Origin of the sequence: Streptomyces sp. CBMA291, assembly GCF_014596525.1 — a bacterium.
GTDB lineage: Bacteria > Actinomycetota > Actinomycetes > Streptomycetales > Streptomycetaceae > Streptomyces.
Window position 1 is genome coordinate 1 of sequence record NZ_MSJP01000052.1, and the last position, 20,625, is coordinate 20,625.

General features: G+C 71.8%; 19 protein-coding genes. 18 read left to right on the forward strand and 1 reads right to left on the reverse strand.

The features are described 5' to 3' along the window. The 4 genes from BU197_RS13750 to nusB all read left to right on the forward strand — a co-directional run. Positions 1-889: AAA family ATPase (locus BU197_RS13750; protein WP_223184078.1), on the forward strand; the 889-nt coding region annotated here is incomplete at its 5' end. Between the two features lie 67 nt (positions 890-956). Then, positions 957-2,069 carry an aminopeptidase P family protein gene (locus BU197_RS13755; protein WP_188268543.1) on the forward strand — a complete coding sequence of 371 codons (1,113 nt, stop codon included), beginning with the start codon at positions 957-959 and terminating at the stop codon, positions 2,067-2,069. Positions 2,070-2,118: 49 nt separating this feature from the next. Continuing rightward, entirely contained in the window at positions 2,119-2,685 is a 567-nt protein-coding gene (gene efp / locus BU197_RS13760; RefSeq protein ID WP_188268544.1) for an elongation factor P, read from the forward strand. Positions 2,686-2,687: 2 nt separating this feature from the next. Continuing rightward, positions 2,688-3,125, forward strand: coding sequence for a transcription antitermination factor NusB (gene nusB / locus BU197_RS13765; RefSeq protein WP_188268545.1), 438 nt, complete (start codon positions 2,688-2,690; stop codon positions 3,123-3,125). A gap of 187 nt (positions 3,126-3,312) precedes the next feature. Here the strand turns inward: nusB and bldD are convergent, their stop codons facing one another. Continuing rightward, positions 3,313-3,813, reverse strand: a complete 501-nt coding sequence (gene bldD, locus BU197_RS13770; RefSeq protein ID WP_005319862.1) for a transcriptional regulator BldD — start codon at positions 3,811-3,813, stop codon at positions 3,313-3,315. 265 nt (positions 3,814-4,078) lie between these two features. On the opposite strand from bldD, the gene pyrR reads away from it, so the two are divergent. From pyrR to BU197_RS13840, 14 genes are all read left to right on the forward strand, one after another. Next, positions 4,079-4,642: a bifunctional pyr operon transcriptional regulator/uracil phosphoribosyltransferase PyrR gene (gene pyrR / locus BU197_RS13775; RefSeq protein ID WP_188268546.1), complete on the forward strand. Its 564-nt coding sequence runs from the start codon at positions 4,079-4,081 to the stop codon at positions 4,640-4,642. 86 nt (positions 4,643-4,728) lie between these two features. Next, the gene (locus tag BU197_RS13780) at positions 4,729-5,709 is read left to right on the forward strand and encodes an aspartate carbamoyltransferase catalytic subunit (RefSeq protein WP_188268547.1); all 981 of its coding nucleotides are present in this window, start codon (positions 4,729-4,731) and stop codon (positions 5,707-5,709) included. Between the two features lie 2 nt (positions 5,710-5,711). Then, entirely contained in the window at positions 5,712-6,998 is a 1,287-nt protein-coding gene (locus BU197_RS13785; protein ID WP_188268548.1) for a dihydroorotase, read from the forward strand. Continuing rightward, on the forward strand, positions 6,995-7,564 hold the full coding sequence (locus BU197_RS13790) for a hypothetical protein (RefSeq protein ID WP_188268549.1): 570 nt from the start codon (positions 6,995-6,997) through the stop codon (positions 7,562-7,564). The genes BU197_RS13785 and BU197_RS13790 overlap by 4 nt, the downstream gene beginning before the upstream one ends. Beyond that, positions 7,561-8,703, forward strand: a complete 1,143-nt coding sequence (gene carA, locus BU197_RS13795) for a glutamine-hydrolyzing carbamoyl-phosphate synthase small subunit (protein WP_188268550.1) — start codon at positions 7,561-7,563, stop codon at positions 8,701-8,703. Before BU197_RS13790 ends, carA begins: the two co-directional genes overlap by 4 nt. Beyond that, on the forward strand, positions 8,696-12,004 hold the full coding sequence (gene carB / locus BU197_RS13800) for a carbamoyl-phosphate synthase large subunit (protein ID WP_188268551.1): 3,309 nt from the start codon (positions 8,696-8,698) through the stop codon (positions 12,002-12,004). Before carA ends, carB begins: the two co-directional genes overlap by 8 nt. Positions 12,005-12,137: 133 nt before the next feature. Next, on the forward strand, positions 12,138-13,247 hold the full coding sequence (locus BU197_RS13805) for a quinone-dependent dihydroorotate dehydrogenase (RefSeq protein WP_188268552.1): 1,110 nt from the start codon (positions 12,138-12,140) through the stop codon (positions 13,245-13,247). Then, on the forward strand, positions 13,244-14,122 hold the full coding sequence (pyrF, locus tag BU197_RS13810) for an orotidine-5'-phosphate decarboxylase (protein WP_317452298.1): 879 nt from the start codon (positions 13,244-13,246) through the stop codon (positions 14,120-14,122). The genes BU197_RS13805 and pyrF overlap by 4 nt, the downstream gene beginning before the upstream one ends. A gap of 299 nt (positions 14,123-14,421) precedes the next feature. Next, positions 14,422-14,745: an integration host factor gene (locus BU197_RS13815; protein ID WP_188268553.1), complete on the forward strand. Its 324-nt coding sequence runs from the start codon at positions 14,422-14,424 to the stop codon at positions 14,743-14,745. Positions 14,746-14,818: 73 nt separating this feature from the next. Next, positions 14,819-15,391 (forward strand): guanylate kinase, encoded by a 573-nt coding sequence (gene gmk / locus BU197_RS13820; protein WP_188268554.1) that lies wholly within the window; start codon positions 14,819-14,821, stop codon positions 15,389-15,391. Positions 15,392-15,445: 54 nt separating this feature from the next. Continuing rightward, complete coding sequence (gene rpoZ / locus BU197_RS13825) at positions 15,446-15,718, forward strand: DNA-directed RNA polymerase subunit omega (protein WP_005319902.1); 273 nt, start codon at positions 15,446-15,448, stop codon at positions 15,716-15,718. Between the two features lie 118 nt (positions 15,719-15,836). Continuing rightward, complete coding sequence (gene coaBC / locus BU197_RS13830) at positions 15,837-17,048, forward strand: bifunctional phosphopantothenoylcysteine decarboxylase/phosphopantothenate--cysteine ligase CoaBC (protein ID WP_188268555.1); 1,212 nt, start codon at positions 15,837-15,839, stop codon at positions 17,046-17,048. Between the two features lie 247 nt (positions 17,049-17,295). Then, on the forward strand, positions 17,296-18,504 hold the full coding sequence (gene metK / locus BU197_RS13835) for a methionine adenosyltransferase (protein WP_188268556.1): 1,209 nt from the start codon (positions 17,296-17,298) through the stop codon (positions 18,502-18,504). A 96-nt stretch (positions 18,505-18,600) separates the two neighbouring features. Then, the coding region (locus tag BU197_RS13840) for a primosomal protein N' (RefSeq protein ID WP_188268557.1) at positions 18,601-20,625 on the forward strand (2,025 nt) is incomplete at its 3' end.

Consider the following 20,625-nt stretch of genomic DNA (forward strand, 5'->3'; position numbering starts at 1 on the left):
CCCCCCGCCCCACCCGGCGGCGTCGCCCCCGCCGCCCTCCGGGGCCGTCCGGCACCCCGGTCCGCCGCCGCACCCGGGCGTCGCTCCGTACTCCCTCGGCTCCCCGCCCCTCGGCTCCCGGCCCCTGGGGCCGAGCCCCGTCGGCTCCCCGTACCCGGGAGGTCCGGCGCACCCCGGCGGTCCTGGGCGTCCCCCCGGCGGTCCGGGGCACCTCGGAAGCCAGGCCCGTCCCCCCGGTACGCCGCTCCGCGCGGATTCCACCGGGCAGGTGCCGCTGCCGCCCGTCGGAGTGCCCCCGGCCGGCGTGGGGGAGCCCTCGGCGGGGACCGGGACCGCCGTCCTCGCCGTGCTGCTCATCGGGCCCGCAGGGGCGGGCAAGACCACCGTCGCCCGGCACTGGGCGCGCGGGCGGCGGACGCCCACCGCGCACATCAGTCTCGACGACGTCCGCGAGTGGGTCTGTTCGGGCTTCGCCGACCCGCAGTCCGGGTGGAACGAGCACTCCGAGGCGCAGTACCGGCTCGCCCGTCGGACCTGCGGCTTCGCCGCGCGCAACTTCCTCGCCAACGGCATCTCCTGCATCGTCGACGACGCCGTCTTCCCCGACCGCCCCGTCGTCGGTCTCGGCGGCTGGAAGCGGCACGTCGGGCCCGGTCTGCTGCCGGTGGTGCTCCTGCCGGGCCTGGAAGTCGTCCTGGAGCGCAACGCCCAGCGCAGCGGCAACCGGCGGCTCTCCGACGAGGAGGTCGCCGCCATCCACGGCCGGATGGCCGGCTGGTACGGCTCCGGGCTGCCGATCATCGACAACTCCACGTACGACGTCGAGACCACCGCCCGGGTCCTCGACGACGTCCTCGCCCGAGCGATCGCCAGCCCGCCCGCCTGGTGACCGGGCGGATCCCCCGGACGGACGCGCAGAACAGGCCGGGGCCGCGCCCCGCTCGTACGCTCGGAACATGTCAGAGGTGTATGCGGACCGCCGGGTGCGGCTGCGCGACCGCTGCGCGGCCGCCGGCACCACGGCGGCCCTGGTCTCCCGTCCCGCCAACGTGCGTTATCTCGCGGGCGGTTCGCCCCCGGGAGCCGTCCTCCTCGTCGGGCCCGACCCCGAGACGGACGTCCTGCTCTGCCCCGTCGCCCCCGGCACCGACCCGGCCGACGGACGGCTCGACGAGCACCTCCGCAGACAAGTCCTGCCCACCACCGGAGGGGACCCGGCGGTCGCCGCCGTCGGACTGGCCCGCAGGGCGGGCGCCGACGCCCTCGCCGTGGAGGAGCACGACCTGACCGTGGCCAGGCACCGGGCCATGGGCTCCGTCGCGCCCGGACTGCGCCTCGCCGACCTCGCCTGCGCCGTCGAGCAGCTGAGGATCGTCAAGGACGAGGACGAGATCGCCTGTCTGCGGATCGCCGCCGAGATCGCCGACCAGGCGCTGGGCGAACTCCTGGAGTCGATCCTCGTGGGCCGTACGGAGCGCCATCTCGCCCTGGAGCTGGAGCGGCGGCTCGTCGACCACGGCGCCGACGGGGCGGCCTTCCCCACCTCGGTCGCCACCGGCCCGCACTCCGGGCGCCGGGGGCACCGGCCCACCGACCGCCGGGTCGAGGAGGGCGATTTCCTCAGTGTCGGGCTGGGCGCCGACTACCGCGGCTACCGCTGCGAGATCGGCCGCACCTTCGTCATCGGCACGACGCCGGGGGACTGGCAGATCGAGCTGTACGAACTCGTCTTCGCCGCTCAGCGGGCCGGTCGGGAGTCCCTGACGCCGGGCGCCGAGTACCGGGACGTGGACCGGGCGGCCCGTCAGATCCTGGAGGCGGCGGGGTACGCGGAGACCTCCGTCCCCCTCACCGGGCATGGAGTGGGACTCGAAATCGTCGAGGACCCGCAGCTCTCACCCTCGGCCATGGGTAAACTGGACGCTTGCGTGCCGGTCACCGTCGAACCGGGGGTCCACCTCCCGGGCCGGGGCGGGGTCCGGATCGATGACACGCTCGTCGTGCGCCAGGAGGCGGACGGCGGACCCGAGCTACTCACCATCACGACCAAGGAGCTGCTCGCGCTGTAAGGCGCGTACGCCTCCACGGTCCCACGTCAGTCCAGGAGATTCCGCAACCGTGGCTTCCACGAACGACCTCAAGAACGGCATGGTGCTCAAGCTCGAAGGCGGCCAGCTCTGGTCCGTCGTCGAGTTCCAGCACGTCAAGCCCGGCAAGGGCCCGGCCTTCGTGCGTACCAAGCTCAAGAACGTGCTGTCCGGCAAGGTCGTCGACAAGACCTTCAACGCGGGTGTGAAGGTCGAAACGGCCACCATCGACCGCCGTGACATGCAGTTCTCCTACATGGACGGCGACTACTTCGTCTTCATGGACGAGGAGACCTACGACCAGCTGCACGTCGACCGCAAGTCCGTCGGCGACGCCGCCAACTTCCTCATCGAGGGCTTCACCGCCTCCGTCGCGCAGCACGAGGGCTCGGTGCTCTACGTCGAGCTGCCCGCCGCCGTCGTGCTGACGATCAAGCACACCGACCCGGGCGTCCAGGGCGACCGTTCCACCGGCGGCACCAAGCCCGCCGAGCTGGAGACCGGCCACGAGATCCAGGTCCCGCTCTTCGTCACCACCGGTGAGAAGGTCAAGGTCGACACCCGCACCAGCGACTACCTCGGCCGGGTGAACAGCTAACCGTGGCCGCCCGGAGCAAGGCCCGCAAGCGCGCCTTCCAAATCCTCTTCGAGGCCGACCAGCGGAGCACCTCCGTCCAGGAGGTCCTCGCGGACCAGGTCAGGCACTCGCGAGCGGACGACCACCAGCCGCCGGTGAGCGACTTCACCATGCAGCTGGTCGAGGGGTACGCCTCCCATGTGGCGCGGATCGACGAGCTGATCGCCACCTACGCGGTGGACTGGGACCTCGACCGGATGCCCGTAGCCGACCGGAACATCGTGCGCCTCGGCGCGTACGAGCTGATCTGGGAGGACGGCACGCCGGACGCGGTCGCGATCGACGAGGCGGTACAGCTCGCCAGGGAGTTCTCCACGGACGAGTCCCCGACCTTCGTCAACGGTCTGCTGGCGCGCTTCAAGGACCTGAAGCCGCGCCTGCGCCGGGACGCGGACGCCTGATCCGCCGACGCCGGCAGTCGAACGGCAGTCGAAGGGGCCCGCGGCACATCTCGTGCCGCGGGCCCCTTCGGCGTTCCGGGAGCCGCCGTGAGGCCCGGAGCCGGTGGCCGGGGAACGCCGAGGGCCCGTGGACGTCGAAGGACGTCCACGGGCCCGGCGGTACGTTTCTGCTCGGCCCCCCGCGGGGTCAGCTCTCCTCGTGGGCGACCGCGCGGCGCGCGTCCGCGTCGAGGACGCCCCAGCTGATGAGCTGCTCGGTCAGGACCGAGGGGGACTGGTCGTAGATCACGGCCAGGGTGCGCAGGTCGTCCTGGCGGATCGACAGCACCTTGCCGTTGTAGTCCCCGCGCTGCGACTGGATCGTCGCCGCGTAGCGCTGGAGCGGGCCCGCCTTCTCCTGCGGGACGTGGGCCAGTCGCTCCAGGTCGAGGACCAGCTTCGGCGGCGGCTCGGCGGCCCCGCCCGGGGTCGTGCCCGGCAGCAGCTCCTGCACCGGCACCCCGTAGAAATCGGCCAGCTCGGCGAGGCGCTGCACGGTCACCGCACGGTCACCGCGCTCGTACGACCCGACCACCACGGCCTTCCAGCGGCCCTGGGACTTCTCCTCCACCCCGTGGAGCGAGAGCCCCTGCTGAGTGCGGATGGCGCGGAGTTTGGCCCCGAGCTGCTTTGCGTATTCGCTGGACATAACGCTCCCGGACGCTGTGACGACATGCGGCTGCGCCGCGCGGCTGGTAACTCACTGTGAGGTTACGCAGCGTTACTCTTTCCCGTCAAGCCGAAAGGTCCATACCGGGCGCGGAAGAGGACGACGAGAAGGGCGACAAGAGGGCGGCAAAGGGGTGGCGAAGGGGCGACAAAGGCCCGTGAAACCCCCCTGGTATCGTTGGCCCCGCACATTCCGACGTCCTTTAAGAACCGTCCCGTGAGGCGGAGAAGGAGGTCCGTTTTCCATGGACACCCAGCAGTACGGCGATGAAGCCCGGCCCGTTCTAGAGGCCCCCGACATCGCGCGGGTCCTGACCCGCATCGCACACGAGATCGTCGAGCGCGCCAAGGGCGCCGACGACGTGGTCCTGCTCGGCATTCCCACCCGGGGCGTCTTCCTCGCCCGTCGGCTCGCCGAGAAGCTCGAATCCATCACCGGCACGAAGATCCCCGTCGGCTCCCTCGACATCACCATGTACCGGGACGACCTGCGACTGAAGCCGGCCCGCGCCATCGGCCGCACCGAGATCCCCGGCGACGGCGTCGACGGCCGCCTCGTCGTCCTCGTCGACGACGTCCTCTTCTCCGGCCGCACCATCCGCGCCGCCCTCGACGCCCTCGGCGACATCGGCCGCCCCCGCGCCGTCCAGCTCGCCGTCCTCGTCGACCGGGGCCACCGCGAGCTGCCGATCCGCGCCGACTACGTCGGAAAGAACCTCCCCACGTCGTTGCGGGAGACGGTCAAGGTCCAGCTCGCCGAGGAAGACGGCCGCGACACCGTCCTGCTCGGCACCAGGCCCGACGCCTAGCCCGACCGGCCTTCCCCGTACGGGGCCGGGGCACCACCCCGCGCCCCGGCATGCCCTCACACCTCCCACCACGGAGCGACACCCCGATGATGCGTCACCTCATCTCGGCCGCCGATCTCACCCGCGACGACGCCGTACTGATCCTCGACACCGCCGAGGAGATGGCCCGGGTGGGCGACCGGCCCATCAAGAAGCTGCCCACGCTGCGCGGCCGGACCATCTGCAACCTCTTCTTCGAGGACTCCACCCGCACCCGGATCTCCTTCGAGGCGGCCGAGAAGCGCCTCTCCGCCGACGTCATCAACTTCGCCGCCAAGGGCTCCAGCGTCTCCAAGGGCGAGTCCCTCAAGGACACCGCCCAGACCCTGGAGGCGATGGGCGTCGACGCCGTCGTCATCCGGCACGGCGCCTCCGGAGCCCCGTACCGCCTCGCCACCTCCGGCTGGATCGACGCCCCCGTGGTCAACGCCGGAGACGGCACCCACCAGCACCCCACCCAGGCACTCCTCGACGCCTTCACCATGCGCCGCCGCCTGGTCGGCCGCGACACCGGACTCGGCCGCGACCTCCAGGGCAAGCGGATCACGCTCGTCGGCGACGTCCTGCACAGCCGGGTCGCCCGCTCCAACGTCGACCTGCTGCACACCCTCGGCGCCGAGGTCACCCTGGTGGCCCCGCCCACCCTGGTCCCCGTCGGCGTCGAGACCTGGCCCTGCGAGGTCTCCTACGACCTCGACCGGGTGCTGCCGAAGTCCGACGCCGTCATGATGCTGCGTGTGCAGCGCGAACGCATGAACGCCGCCTTCTTCCCGACCGAGCGCGAGTACTCGCGCCGGTACGGACTCGACGGCGAACGGATGGCGAAGATGCCCGAGCACGCCATCGTCATGCACCCCGGCCCCATGGTCCGCGGCATGGAGATCACCGCCGAGGTCGCCGACTCCGACCGCTGCACGGTCGTCGAGCAGGTCGCCAACGGCGTCTCCATCCGGATGGCGGTGCTCTACCTGCTTCTGGGCGGCAACGACTCCGCCGTCACCCACACCCGCACCGAGGAGAACAAGTAACCATGAGCAAGACCCTTATCCGAGGTGCGAAGCCGCTCGGCGGCGAGGTCCAGGACGTCCTGATCGACGGCGAGACCATCGCCGAGGTCGGCACCGGACTCTCCGCCGAAGGTGCCACCGTCGTCGAGGCAGAGGGCCGGATCCTGCTGCCCGGTCTCGTCGACCTCCACACCCATCTGCGCGAGCCCGGCCGCGAGGACTCCGAGACCGTCCTCACCGGCACCCGCGCCGCCGCCTCCGGCGGCTACACCGCCGTCTTCGCCATGGCCAACACCCACCCGGTCGCCGACACCGCAGGCGTCGTCGAGCAGGTCTACCGGCTCGGCAAGGAATCCGGCTACTGCGACGTCCAGCCCATCGGCGCCGTCACCGTCGGCCTCGAGGGGAAGAAGCTCGCCGAACTCGGCGCCATGCACGACTCCGCCGCCGGTGTCACCGTCTTCTCCGACGACGGCAAGTGCGTCGACGACGCCGTCATCATGCGCCGCGCCCTGGAGTACGTGAAGGCCTTCGGCGGCGTCGTCGCCCAGCACGCCCAGGAGCCCCGCCTCACCGAGGGCGCCCAGATGAACGAGGGCATCGTCTCCGCCGAACTCGGACTCGGCGGCTGGCCCGCCGTCGCCGAGGAGTCGATCATCGCCCGCGACGTCCTCCTCGCCGAGCACGTCGGCTCCCGCGTCCACATCTGCCACCTCTCCACCGCGGGCTCCGTCGAGATCGTCCGCTGGGCCAAGTCCCGGGGCATCGACGTGACCGCCGAGGTCACCCCCCACCACCTCCTCCTCACCGACGAGCTGGTCCGCTCGTACAACCCCGTCTACAAGGTCAACCCGCCGCTGCGCACCGAGAAGGACGTCCTCGCGCTCCGCGAGGCGCTGGCCGACGGCACGATCGACATCGTCGCCACCGACCACGCCCCGCACCCGCACGAGGACAAGGACTGCGAGTGGGCCGCCGCCGCCATGGGCATGGTGGGCCTGGAGACCGCGCTCTCCGTCGTCCAGCAGACGATGGTCGAGACCGGACTCCTCGACTGGACCGGTGTCGCCGACCGCATGTCCCACGCCCCCGCCCGCATCGGACAGGCCTCCGGCCACGGCCGGCCGATCGCGGCGGGCGAGCCCGCGAACCTGACGCTGGTCGATCCGGATTACCGTGGTGTGGTGGACCCCGCGGGCTTCGCCTCCCGCAGCCGCAACACTCCCTACGAGGGCCGTGAGCTGCCGGGACGCGTCACCCACACCTTCCTGCGGGGCCGGGCAACGGTCGTGGACGGGAATCTGGCGTGACACTCATCTCAATCGCCGCAGAGGCAGCCGGGCAGAAGTCGGCGGAGGTGACCGACTGGGCCGGACGGCTCGGCTGGGTCGCCGGACTGCTCCTCTTCGTCGCCTTCGTCTACTGGCTCATGCGCCAGGGCTGGAAGTGGCGCGGCAGCCTCCAGTCGGACCTGCCCGAGCTGCCCACCGCGCCGGAGCGACCCGGCGAGACGGTACTGACCCTCAGCGGCCGCTACCACGGCTCCACGACCGCCGGGCAGTGGCTCGACCGGATCGTCGCCCACGGCCTCGGCACCCGCAGCCGCGCCGAGCTGACCCTCACCGACGCCGGGATCACCGTCGAGCGCCCCGGCGCCACCGACTTCTTCATCCCGGCCGACGCCCTGCGCGAGGCCCGCCTCGACAAGGGCATCGCGGGCAAGGTCCTCACCGAGGGCGGCCTGCTGATCGTCACCTGGACGCACGGCGACAAGACGCTCGACTCCGGTTTCCGCTCCGACCGGGCGGCCGAGCACACCGCCTGGGTCGAAGCCATCAATTCCATGATCAGAACGACGGAAGGCATCGCACGATGACGACCTCCACCAGGGGAGCTGCCAAGACTCCCGCCGTACTCGTCCTGGAGGACGGCCGCACCTTCGGCGGCCGTGCCTACGGGGCCGTGGGGGAGACCTTCGGCGAGGCCGTGTTCTCCACCGGCATGACCGGCTACCAGGAGACCCTCACCGACCCGTCGTACCACCGCCAGGTCGTCGTCATGACGGCCCCGCACGTCGGCAACACCGGCGTCAACGACGAGGACCCCGAGTCCGGCCGCATCTGGGTCTCCGGCTACGTGGTCCGCGACCCCGCACGCGTCTCCTCCAACTGGCGGGCCCGGCGCTCCCTGGACGAGGAGCTGGAGCGCCAGGGCGTCGTCGGCATCTCCGGCATCGACACCCGCGCCCTCACCCGCCACCTGCGCGAGCGCGGCGCCATGCGCGTCGGCATCTTCTCCGGCGACGCCCTCGCCGACGAGGCCGCCCTCCTCGCCAAGGTCAAGGCCCAGCCCGAGATGGCGGGCGCCGACCTCTCCGCCGAGGTCGCCACCAAGGAGACCTACGTGGTCCCCGCGATCGGCGAGAAGAAGTTCACCGTCGCCGCCGTCGACCTCGGCATCAAGGGCATGACCCCGCACCGGATGGCCGAGCGCGGCATCGAGGTCCACGTGCTGCCCGCCACCGCCACCGCCGAGGACGTCTACGCCGTCCAGCCCGACGGCGTGTTCTTCTCCAACGGCCCCGGCGACCCGGCCACCGCCGACGGCCCCGTCGCCGTCATGCGCGCCGTCCTGGAGCGCAGGACGCCGCTCTTCGGCATCTGCTTCGGCAACCAGATCCTCGGCCGGGCCCTCGGCTTCGGCACCTACAAGCTGAAGTACGGCCACCGGGGCATCAACCAGCCCGTCCAGGACCGCACCACCGGCAAGGTCGAGGTCACCGCGCACAACCACGGCTTCGCCGTCGACGCGCCCCTCGACAAGATCTCCGAGACCCCCTTCGGCCGGGCCGAGGTCTCCCACGTCTGCCTCAACGACAACGTGGTGGAAGGCCTCCAGCTGCTCGACCAGCCGGCCTTCTCCGTCCAGTACCACCCCGAGGCGGCAGCCGGCCCGCACGACGCCGCGTACCTCTTCGACCGCTTCGTAACCCTGATGGAGGGCGAGCGTGCCTAAGCGCACCGATATCCAGTCCGTCCTGGTCATCGGCTCCGGCCCGATCGTCATCGGTCAGGCCGCCGAGTTCGACTACTCCGGAACCCAGGCCTGCCGCATCCTCAAGGCCGAGGGCCTGCGGGTCATCCTGGTCAACTCCAACCCGGCCACGATCATGACCGACCCGGAGATCGCCGACGCCACCTACGTCGAGCCGATCACCCCCGAGTTCGTCGAGAAGATCATCGCCAAGGAGCGCCCCGACGCCCTCCTGCCCACCCTCGGCGGCCAGACCGCGCTCAACACCGCGATCTCCATGCACGAGCAGGGCGTCCTGGAGAAGTACGGCGTCGAGCTGATCGGCGCCAACGTCGAGGCCATCAACAAGGGCGAGGACCGCGAGCTCTTCAAGGGCGTCGTCGAAGCCGTCAAGGCCAAGATCGGCTACGGCGAGTCCGCCCGCTCGGTCATCTGCCACTCCATGGACGACGTCATCAAGGGCGTCGACACCCTCGGCGGCTACCCCGTCGTCGTCCGCCCCTCCTTCACCATGGGCGGCGCCGGCTCCGGCTTCGCCCACGACGAGGAAGAGCTGCGCCGCATCGCCGGCCAGGGCCTCACGCTCTCGCCCACCACCGAGGTCCTCCTCGAAGAGTCCATCCTCGGCTGGAAGGAGTACGAGCTGGAGCTGATGCGCGACAAGAACGACAACGTCGTGGTCGTCTGCTCCATCGAGAACTTCGACCCGATGGGCGTCCACACCGGCGACTCCATCACCGTCGCCCCGGCGATGACCCTCACCGACCGCGAGTACCAGCGCCTGCGCGACATCGGCATCGCGATCATCCGCGAGGTCGGCGTCGACACCGGCGGCTGCAACATCCAGTTCGCGATCAACCCCGACGACGGCCGCGTCATCGTCATCGAGATGAACCCGCGCGTCTCCCGCTCCTCGGCGCTCGCCTCCAAGGCGACCGGCTTCCCGATCGCCAAGATCGCGGCCCGTCTCGCCGTCGGCTACACGCTGGACGAGATCCCGAACGACATCACGGAGAAGACCCCGGCGTCCTTCGAGCCCACGCTCGACTACGTCGTCGTCAAGGCACCCCGCTTCGCCTTCGAGAAGTTCCCCTCCGCCGACTCCACGCTGACCACGACCATGAAGTCGGTCGGCGAGGCCATGGCGATCGGCCGCAACTTCACCGAAGCCCTCCAGAAGGCCCTGCGCTCCCTGGAGAAGAAGGGCTCCCAGTTCGCCTTCACCGGCGAGCCCGGCGACAAGGACGAGCTGCTGCGCGAGTCGGTGCGCCCCACCGACGGCCGCGTCAACACCGTCATGCAGGCCATCCGCGCCGGAGCCACCCCCGAGGAGGTCTTCGACGCCACGAAGATCGACCCGTGGTTCGTCGACCAGCTCTTCCTGATCAAGGAGATCGCCGACGACCTGGCCGCCGCCGATAAGCTCGGCCCCGAGCTGCTCGCCGAGGCCAAGCGCCACGGCTTCTCCGACGCCCAGATCGCCGAGATCCGGGGCCTGCGCGAGGACGTCGTCCGCGAGGTCCGGCACGCCCTCGGCGTCCGCCCGGTCTACAAGACGGTCGACACCTGCGCCGCCGAGTTCGCCGCCAAGACCCCGTACTTCTACTCGTCCTACGACGAGGAGACCGAGGTCGCCCCGCGCGAGAAGCCCGCCGTCATCATCCTGGGCTCCGGCCCGAACCGCATCGGCCAGGGCATCGAGTTCGACTACTCCTGCGTCCACGCCTCCTTCGCCCTGAGCGAGGCCGGCTACGAGACCGTGATGGTCAACTGCAACCCGGAGACCGTCTCCACCGACTACGACACCTCCGACCGGCTCTACTTCGAGCCGCTCACCCTGGAGGACGTCCTGGAGATCGTCCACGCCGAGACGCTGGCAGGACCCGTCGCCGGAGTCGTCGTCCAGCTCGGCGGCCAGACCCCGCTGGGCCTCTCCCAGGCGCTCAAGGACAACGGCGTGCCGGTCGTCGGCACCCCCCCGGAGGCCATCCACGCCGCCGAGGACCGCGGCGCCTTCGGCCGCGTCCTCGCCGAGGCCGGACTGCCCGCCCCCAAGCACGGCACCGCCACCACCTTCGCCGGAGCCAAGGCCATCGCCGACGAGATCGGCTACCCCGTCCTCGTACGCCCCTCGTACGTGCTCGGCGGCCGCGGCATGGAGATCGTGTACGACGAGGCCCGCCTGGAGTCGTACATCGCCGAGTCCACCGAGATCAGCCCCACCCGGCCGGTCCTGGTCGACCGCTTCCTCGACGACGCCATCGAGATCGACGTCGACGCCCTCTACGACGGCGAGGAGCTTTACCTCGGCGGCGTCATGGAGCACATCGAGGAAGCCGGCATCCACTCCGGCGACTCGGCCTGCGCCCTGCCCCCGATCACCCTCGGCGGCTACGACATCAAGCGCCTGCGCGCCTCCACCGAGGCCATCGCCAAGGGCGTCGGCGTACGCGGTCTGATCAACATCCAGTTCGCGATGGCCGGCGACATCCTCTACGTCCTGGAGGCCAACCCGCGCGCCTCCCGGACCGTCCCCTTCACCTCGAAGGCGACCGCCGTCCCCCTCGCCAAGGCCGCCGCCCGCATCTCGCTCGGCACCACCATCGCCGAGCTGCGCGCCGAGGGCCTGCTGCCGAAGACCGGCGACGGCGGCACCCTGCCGCTCGACGCGCCGATCTCCGTCAAGGAGGCCGTCATGCCCTGGTCGCGCTTCCGCGACGTCCACGGCCGCGGCGTCGACACCGTCCTCGGCCCGGAGATGCGCTCCACCGGCGAGGTCATGGGCATCGACGCGGTCTTCGGCACGGCGTACGCCAAGTCGCAGGCCGGCGCCTACGGACCGCTGCCCACCAAGGGCCGCGCGTTCATCTCGGTCGCCAACCGCGACAAGCGCTCGATGATCTTCCCGGCCCGCGAGCTGGTCGCCCACGGCTTCGAGCTGCTCGCCACCTCCGGCACCGCCGAGGTCCTCAAGCGCAACGGCATCAACGCCACGGTCGTCCGCAAGCTCAGCGAGGGCGAGGGCCCCGACGGCGAGAAGACGATCGTCCAGCTCATCCACGACGGCCAGGTCGACCTGATCGTCAACACCCCGTACGGCACCGGCGGCCGCCTCGACGGCTACGAGATCCGTACCGCCGCGGTCGCCCGCAGCGTCCCCTGCCTCACCACGGTCCAGGCGCTCGCCGCGGCCGTCCAGGGCATCGACGCGCTCAGCCGGGGCGACGTGGGCGTCCGCTCGCTCCAGGAGCACGCGGAGCACCTGACCGCGGCCCGCGACTAGGCCGTGTCCTCGGATCCCGCCGGGCGTCGCGAGCCCGGCGGGATCCGAGAGGACCTGGCAGCCCGTACGAACGAGGGGGACACCGGCGACACCGCGGTGTCCCCCTCTTCATGAGCACACCTGGACTTCCCGCATGTACAAGTTCTTCTTCCAGCTCGTCTTCAAGCGCATGGACCCCGAGGAGGCCCACCACCTGGCCTTCCGCTGGATCCGCCTGGCCGCCCGGATCCCCGTCCTGCGGACCTTCGTCGCCGCCGTCCTCGCCCCCCGCCACCGGGAACTGCGCACCGAGGCCCTCGGCCTGCGGATGCACGGCCCCTTCGGCCTCGCCGCCGGATTCGACAAGAACGCCGTCGCCATCGACGGCATGTCGATGCTCGGCTTCGACCACGTCGAGATCGGCACCGTCACCGGCGAGCCCCAGCCCGGCAACCCCAGGAAGCGCCTCTTCCGGCTCGTCCCGGACCGCGCCCTGATCAACCGCATGGGCTTCAACAACGAGGGCTCCGCCGCCGTCGCCGCCCGCCTCCACGCGCGCGTACCGGTCTTCAGGACCGTCGTCGGCGTCAACATCGGCAAGACCAAGGTCGTCCCCGAGGCCGAGGCCGCCGCCGACTACGTGAAGTCCACCGAGCGCCTCGCCGCCCACGCCGACTACCTGGTCGTCAACGTCTCCTCGCCCAACACCCCCGGCCTGCGCAACCTCCAGGCCACCGAGTCGCTGCGCCCCCTCCTGACCGCCGTGCGCGAGGCCGCCGACCGCACGGTCACCGACCGCCGGGTCCCGCTGCTCGTCAAGATCGCCCCCGACCTCGCCGACGAGGACGTCGACGCCGTCGCCGACCTCGCCCTGGAACTCGGCCTCGACGGCATCATCGCCACCAACACCACCATCGCCCGCGAGGGCCTCGGCCTGAAGTCCGACCCCGAGCTGATCGCGGAGACCGGCGGACTCTCCGGCGCGCCCGTCAAGGAGCGCTCCCTCGCCGTCCTCAGGCGGCTGCACGCGCGCGTGGGCGACCGCCTGGTCCTGGTTGGCGTCGGCGGCATCGAGAACGCCGAGGACGCCTGGCAGCGCATCCTCGCCGGAGCCACCCTGATCCAGGGCTACAGCGCCTTCATCTACGAGGGCCCCTTCTACGCCCGCGCGATCCACCAGGGCCTCGCCGCCCGCCTCGCCGCCTCCCCGTACGCCACCCTCGCCGAGGCCGTCGGCGCCGACAACCGAAAGGCCGCCCAGTGACCTCCCTCCCGACGCCCGCCCCCAGCTCCCCGCCGGTGCCCTTCGGCGCCCGGCTGCGCGCCGCCATGGACGAGCGCGGGCCGCTCTGCGTCGGCATCGACCCGCACGCCGCCCTGCTCGACTCCTGGGGTCTGGGCGACGACATCGCGGGCCTCGAACGGTTCACCTTCACGGTCGTCGAGGCGCTCGCCGGGACCGTCGCCGTCTTCAAGCCCCAGTCGGCCTTCTTCGAGCGCTTCGGCTCGCGCGGCATCGCCGTCCTGGAGCGCGCCGTCGCCGAGCTGCGCGCCGCGGGCGGTCTGGTCGTCATGGACGCCAAGCGCGGCGACATCGGCTCCACCATGGCCGCGTACGCGGAGACCTTCCTGCGCCCGGACTCCCCGCTCTTCTCCGACGCGCTCACCGTCTCCCCGTACCTCGGCTACGGCTCCCTGAAACCGGCCGTGGAGCTGGCCCGCGCCTCGGGCGCCGGGCTCTTCGTGCTCGCCCTGACCTCCAACCCGGAGGGGGCCGAGGTGCAGCGCGCGGTGCGCGCCGACGACCCGGCCGGGCGGACCATCGGCGCGGTCATGCTGGGCCACCTCGCCGAGGAGAACGCGGGGGAGGCCCCGATGGGCTCCTTCGGCGCCGTGGTGGGGGCCACCCTCGGCGACCTGTCCTCGTTCGACCTGGACGTCAACGGTCCCCTCCTCGCCCCCGGCATCGGGGCCCAGGGCGCGACCCCGGCGGACCTCCCCGCGGTCTTCGGCGCGGCGGTGCGCAATGTCGTCCCGAGCGTCAGCCGGGGCGTCCTGCGGCACGGCCCGGACACGGCCGCGCTGAGGGGTGCGGCCGACCGGTACGCGGACGAGATCCGCGCGGCCGTCGGCGGATAGCGGGGCACGCGGCCAATCCGCAGGTGGGACGGTTCCGGCGGGCCGTCCCACCTGCGCGTACCGCTCCTTGACGAAAACTTGGCTCAAAACCAGGTCGTTTTGTCGGAAAAGTCCTAGTCAGTCGATGCTGACCAGGACTTTTCCTCTGTTCTCGCTGACTGGAGCGGCCTCGGCCGCTAGTCTCCGGGGCAGAGCAGGCGTTCAACGGCCACTGCGTTGATCGTTGCTCCACTGGTGTGGGGCGACTAGGTTCCTCACCGGTCCGTATCCGACAGATCGACATCCGAGGTGACGCAGGCGTGGCTCTTCCGCCCCTTACCCCTGAACAGCGCGCAGCCGCGCTCGAGAAGGCCGCCGCGGCTCGCCGGGAGCGGGCCGAGATCAAGAATCGACTCAAGCACTCCGGTGCCTCCCTCCACGAGGTCATCAAGAGTGGCCAGGAGAACGACGTCATCGGCAAGATGAAGGTCTCCGCGCTGCTCGAGTCGCTTCCCGGCGTGGGCAAGGTCCGCGCCAAGCAGATCATGGAGCGCCTCGGCATCTCCGAGAGCCGTCGGGTCCGCGGTCTCGGTTCCAACCAGATCGCCTCCCTGGAGCGCGAGTTCGGCAGCACCGGCGCCTGACCGGGTGACCGGTCCGGCTACCGATCCGGGGCTCGCGTCCCGGGCATCCCGGTCAAGCTGGAATAATCGCTGTATGGCAGCAGAGGTACGTCCGCGGCTGACCGTGCTCTCCGGCCCCTCCGGGGTCGGCAAGAGCACGGTCGTCGCGCATATGCGCAAGGTCCACCCCGAGGTCTGGCTCTCGGTCTCCGCGACGACACGGAAGCCGCGCCCCGGCGAGCAGCACGGCGTCCACTACTTCTTCGTGACGGACGACGAGTTCGACAAGCTGATCGCCAACGGCGAGCTCCTCGAATGGGCCGAGTTCGCGGGCAACCGGTACGGCACCCCGCGCGGCGCGGTCCTGGAGCGCCTGGACGCCGGGAAGCCCGTGCTCCTGGAGATCGACCTCCAGGGCGCCCGTCAGGTCAAGGACTCGATGCCCGAGTCCCGCCTGGTCTTCCTGGCGCCGCCGAGCTGGGACGAGCTGGTCCGCCGGCTCACCGGCCGGGGCACCGAGTCCGCCGAGGTCATCGAGCGCCGCCTGGCCGCGGCCAAGGTCGAGCTGGCCGCCGAGTCGGAGTTCGACACCACGCTCGTCAACACCTCCGTCGAGGACGTCGCACGCGAGCTGCTAACGTTGCTGCTGCTGTCTTCCGGGGAATGATCCCCTGTACCGTCACAGCGACTGTCTGATTTTTCCATCTTCGGAAGGTAGAGCGTGTCCTCTTCCATCACCGCGCCCGAGGGCATCATCAACCCGCCGATCGACGAGCTGCTCGAGGCCACGGACTCGAAGTACAGCCTCGTGATCTACGCGGCCAAGCGCGCGCGTCAGATCAACGCGTACTACTCCCAGCTCGGCGAGGGCCTGCTGGAGTACGTGGGTCCGCTCGTCGACACCCACGTCCACGAGAAGCCGCTCTCGATCGCGCTGCGCGAGATCAACGCGGGTCTGCTGACGTCCGAGGCCATCGAGGGCCCGGCCCAGTAAGCACGTATCGCGTGTAACGCTTGTCACCACAGGCCCGGCGGAACATCCGCCGGGCCTGTGGTGTCTGATGGAGTCGTAACGCGTCCGAGTGCGCGTCCGAGCGCGGGGAGTGACACAAGTGGCCAAGCCGAAGGTCGTTCTGGGGGTCAGCGGCGGCATCGCCGCCTACAAGGCGTGCGAGCTGCTCCGCCGCCTCACCGAGTCGGGCCACGACGTCCGCGTCGTCCCCACCGACTCGGCCCTCCACTTCGTCGGCGCGGCCACCTGGTCCGCGCTCTCCGGCCACCCCGTCTCCACCGAGGTCTGGGACAGCGTCCACGAGGTGCCGCACGTGCGGATCGGACAGGGCGCCGACCTCGTCGTCGTCGCCCCCGCCACCGCCGACATGCTCGCCAAGGCCGCCCACGGCCTCGCGGACGACCTCCTGACCAACACCCTGCTCACCGCACGCTGCCCCGTCGTCTTCGCCCCCGCTATGCACACCGAGATGTGGGAGCACCCGGCCACCCAGGAGAACGTGGCCACCCTGCGCCGTCGCGGAGCCCTCGTCGTCGAACCGGCCGTCGGCCGCCTCACCGGCGTCGACACCGGCAAGGGCCGGCTGCCCGACCCGGCGGAGATCTTCGAGGTCTGCCGACGGGTCCTCGCCCGCGGCGCCGTCGCCCCCGATCTCGCCGGACGCCATGTCGTGGTCAGCGCGGGCGGCACCCGCGAGCCCCTCGACCCCGTCCGCTACCTGGGCAACCGCTCCTCGGGCAAGCAGGGCTACGCCCTCGCGCGAGCCGCCGCCGCCCGGGGCGCCAGGGTCACCCTCGTCGAGGCCAACACCGGCATCCCCGACCCGGCGGGCGTCGACGTCGTCCACGTCGGCACCGCCCTCCAGCTGCGCGAGGCCGTCCTCAAGGCGGTGGCCGACGCCGACGCGGTCGTCATGGCCGCGGCCGTCGCCGACTTCCGCCCCGCCGTCTACGCCACCGGCAAGATCAAGAAGAAGGACGACGGGGGAGCGCCCACCGTGGAGCTGGTCCGGAATCCCGACATCCTCGCCGAGCTGTCCGCCGCCCGCGCCCTGCCGGGACAGGTGGTCGTCGGCTTCGCCGCCGAGACCGACGACGTCCTCGCCAACGGGCGCGAGAAACTCCGCCGCAAGGGCTGTGACCTCCTCGTCGTGAACGAGGTGGGCGAGCGCAAGACCTTCGGCTCCGAGGAGAACGAGGCCATGGTCATCGCCTCGGACGGCACCGAGACCCCCGTTCCGTACGGCCCCAAGGAAGCACTCGCCGAAACCGTCTGGGACCTGGTCCTGCCGCGTCTGCGCGGCACGGACTGACCCGCCCCGTCCGCCGCCGCCCACCGGCGCGGCGGACGGCCCCGCCAGCCGTGATCTCCGCCACGAGCGGGGCTCCGCGGCCCGCGTCTCGCGGCCGGATTCACCCGCTCAGGGGATTCGCCAGGCGAGACACCTGGTCCAATGCGCGACCACGACCGATAGACTGTCCGCGGAACGTCTTGGGGCGCAGCCCCCTGCCGGTCCGCTCAACGAATAGCCAGCAGCCGCTGCAACCCCAGGGAGCGTTGTGTCCCGTCGTCTGTTCACCTCGGAATCCGTCACCGAGGGACACCCCGACAAGATCGCTGACCAGATCAGCGACACCATCCTCGACGCACTGCTGCGAGAGGACCCCACCTCGCGCGTCGCCGTCGAGACGCTGATCACCACCGGCCTGGTGCACGTCGCCGGTGAGGTGACCACCAAGGCGTGGGCGGACATCCCGACCCTCGTCCGGAACAAGATCCTGGAGATCGGCTACGACTCCTCCAAGAAGGGCTTCGACGGCGCCTCCTGCGGTGTCTCGGTGTCCATCGGATCGCAGTCCCCGGACATCGCCCAGGGCGTGGACACCGCGTACGAGAAGCGGGTCGAGGGCGATGAGGACGAACTCGACAAGCAGGGCGCCGGCGACCAGGGCCTGATGTTCGGCTACGCCTCGGACGAGACCCCCGAGCTGATGCCGCTGCCGATCCACATCGCGCACCGCCTCTCCCGCCGCCTCACCGAGGTCCGCAAGAACGGGACGATCCCGTATCTGCGCCCCGACGGCAAGACCCAGGTCACCATCGAGTACGACGGCGACAAGGCCGTCCGCCTCGACACGGTCGTCGTCTCCTCGCAGCACGCCTCCGACATCGACCTGGAGTCGCTGCTCGCGCCCGACATCCGCGAGTTCGTCGTGGAGCACGTGCTCAAGCAGCTCGTCGAGGACGGCATCAAGCTCGACACCGACGGCTACCGCCTCCTGGTGAACCCGACCGGCCGCTTCGAGATCGGCGGCCCGATGGGCGACGCCGGTCTGACCGGCCGCAAGATCATCATCGACACCTACGGCGGCATGGCCCGCCACGGTGGCGGCGCCTTCTCCGGCAAGGACCCGTCCAAGGTCGACCGCTCGGCCGCCTACGCCATGCGCTGGGTCGCCAAGAACGTCGTCGCCGCGGGCCTGGCCTCGCGCTGCGAGGTCCAGGTCGCCTACGCGATCGGCAAGGCCGAGCCCGTCGGTCTCTTCGTCGAGACCTTCGGCACCCACACCGTCGAGACCGAGAAGATCGAGCACGCCATCGGCGAGGTCTTCGACCTGCGCCCGGCCGCGATCATCCGCGACCTCGACCTGCTCCGCCCGATCTACTCCCAGACCGCCGCCTACGGCCACTTCGGCCGTGAGCTGCCGGACTTCACCTGGGAGCGCACCGACCGCGTGGACGCCCTGAAGAAGGCCGCGGGCCTGTAAGGCCCCGCCCAGCGCGCACGGAGCCCGGCCGCCCCCTCGGGGACGGCCGGGCTCCGGCATGTCCGGCTGTCGGTGCCGTCTGGTAGGTATGAGGCTGTGAGCAGCGAGAACGAGAAGTCCGACGAGCCCGAGCAGCTCGCGCTCATCCGGGAGACCGTACGGAAGGCGAAGGTGCCCAGGGCCAAGCCCCGCACCTGGCGCGGAGCCGCGCTGGCCAAGGAACTGCCGGTGGCCCGGGTCGTGGTCAACAAGGGCGCCCTCCATCTCGACCAGTTCTTCGACTACGCGGTCCCCGAGGAACTCGACGAGACCGCCCGCCCCGGCGTCCGGGTCCGGGTCCGCTTCGGCGCGGGAGCCCACCAGGTCAAGAACGGGCGCAGGGAAGGCGGCCGGCTCATCGACGGCTTCCTCGTCGAACGCCGCGCCACCTCCGACTACTCGGGCCCCCTCGCCGCCCTCGCCGACGTCGTCTCGCCCGAGCCCGTCCTCGGCCCCGAGTTGCTCGGCCTCGCCCGCGCCGTCGCCGACCGGTACGCGGGCAGCCTCGCCGACGTACTCCAGCTCGCCGTCCCGCCGCGCAACGCCCGCGCCGAGTCCCGCCCCTCGCCGTCCCCGCTGCCGCCGCCCGCCCCGCCCGAGCCGGGCACCTGGACCCGGTACGAGCGCGGACCCGCCTTCCTCGACTCCCTCGCGCACGGCGGCGCACCCCGCGCCGTGTGGAACGCGCTCCCCGGGCCGCACTGGGCCGAGGAGATCGCCTGCGCCGTCCGCGCGACCCTGGCCTCGGGCAGGGGCGCGCTCGTCGTCGTCCCCGACGGGCGGGCGGCGGGCCGGGTCGACGCCGCCCTCACCGCCGCCCTCGGCGACGGACGGCACGTGCTGCTCACCGCCGACTCGGGCCCCGAGGAGCGGTACGCGCGCTGGCTCGCGGTGCGGCGCGGCGCCGTCCGGGCCGTCGTCGGCACCCGGGCGGCCATGTTCGCGCCCGTCCGCGACCTCGGGCTCGTCGCCCTCTGGGACGACGGCGACGGCAGCCACAGCGAGCCGCACGCCCCCCAGCCCCACGCGCGCGAGGTCCTGCTGCTTCGCGCCGCCCACGACCGCTGCGCCTTCCTCCTCGGCAGTACCGGCTGCACCGTCGAGGCCGCCCAGCTCGTCGAGTCCGGCTGGGCCGGGGCGCTGGTCGCCGGACGCGAGCAGGTCCGCGAGGCCGCCCCCCTGATCCGTACCGTCGGCGACGGGGAACTCGCCCGCGACGAGGCCGCCCGTGCCGCCCGGCTCCCCTCCCTCGCCTGGCGGACCGTACGGGAGGGGCTCAAGACCGGACCCGTGCTCGTCCAGGTCCCGCGCCGGGGATACGTCCCCCGGCTTGCCTGCGAGCGCTGCCGGACCCCCGCCCGCTGCCGCCACTGCGCCGGACCCCTGGAAGCCCCCGAGCAGCAGGAGCTGCGCTGCGGCTGGTGCGGGCGCGGCGCCTCCGACTGGCACTGCGTGGAGTGCGGCTCCACCCGGCTGCGGGCCCAGGTGGTCGGCGCCCGGCGGACGGCCGAGGAGCTGGGCCGGGCGTTTCCCGCCGTGCCGGTCCGCACCTCGGGCCGCGATCACATCCTGGACCGGGTGCCGGGCCGCCCCGCCCTCGTCGTCTCCACACCCGGCGCCGAACCCGTCGCCGAGGGCGGCTACGCGGCGGCGCTGCTCCTCGACGGCTGGGCCATGCTGGGCCGCCCCGATCTGCGGGCGGGCGAGGAGGCACTGCGCCGCTGGATCGACGCCGCCTCCCTGGTACGGGGACAGGCCGAGGGCGGCACGGTCGTCGTGGTCGCCGAGCCGACCCTGCGGCCGGTCCAGGCCCTCGTCCGCTGGGACCCGGTCGGGCACGCCCAGCGGGAGCTGGCCGAGCGGGCCGAGCTGGGTTTCCCGCCGGTCTCCCGGATGGCGTCCGTGTCGGGCCTGCCGGAGGCCGTCGAAGGCTTCCTCGCGGGCGCCGCGCTCCCGGCGGACGCGGAGATCCTCGGCCCGGTGCCGCTGCCCGTGGTCCGGCCCGGCGGCCCGCGCAGACCCGGCGACCCGCCGCCGGGGGAGCAGTGGGACCGGGCGCTCGTCCGGGTCCCGCCGGGCAGC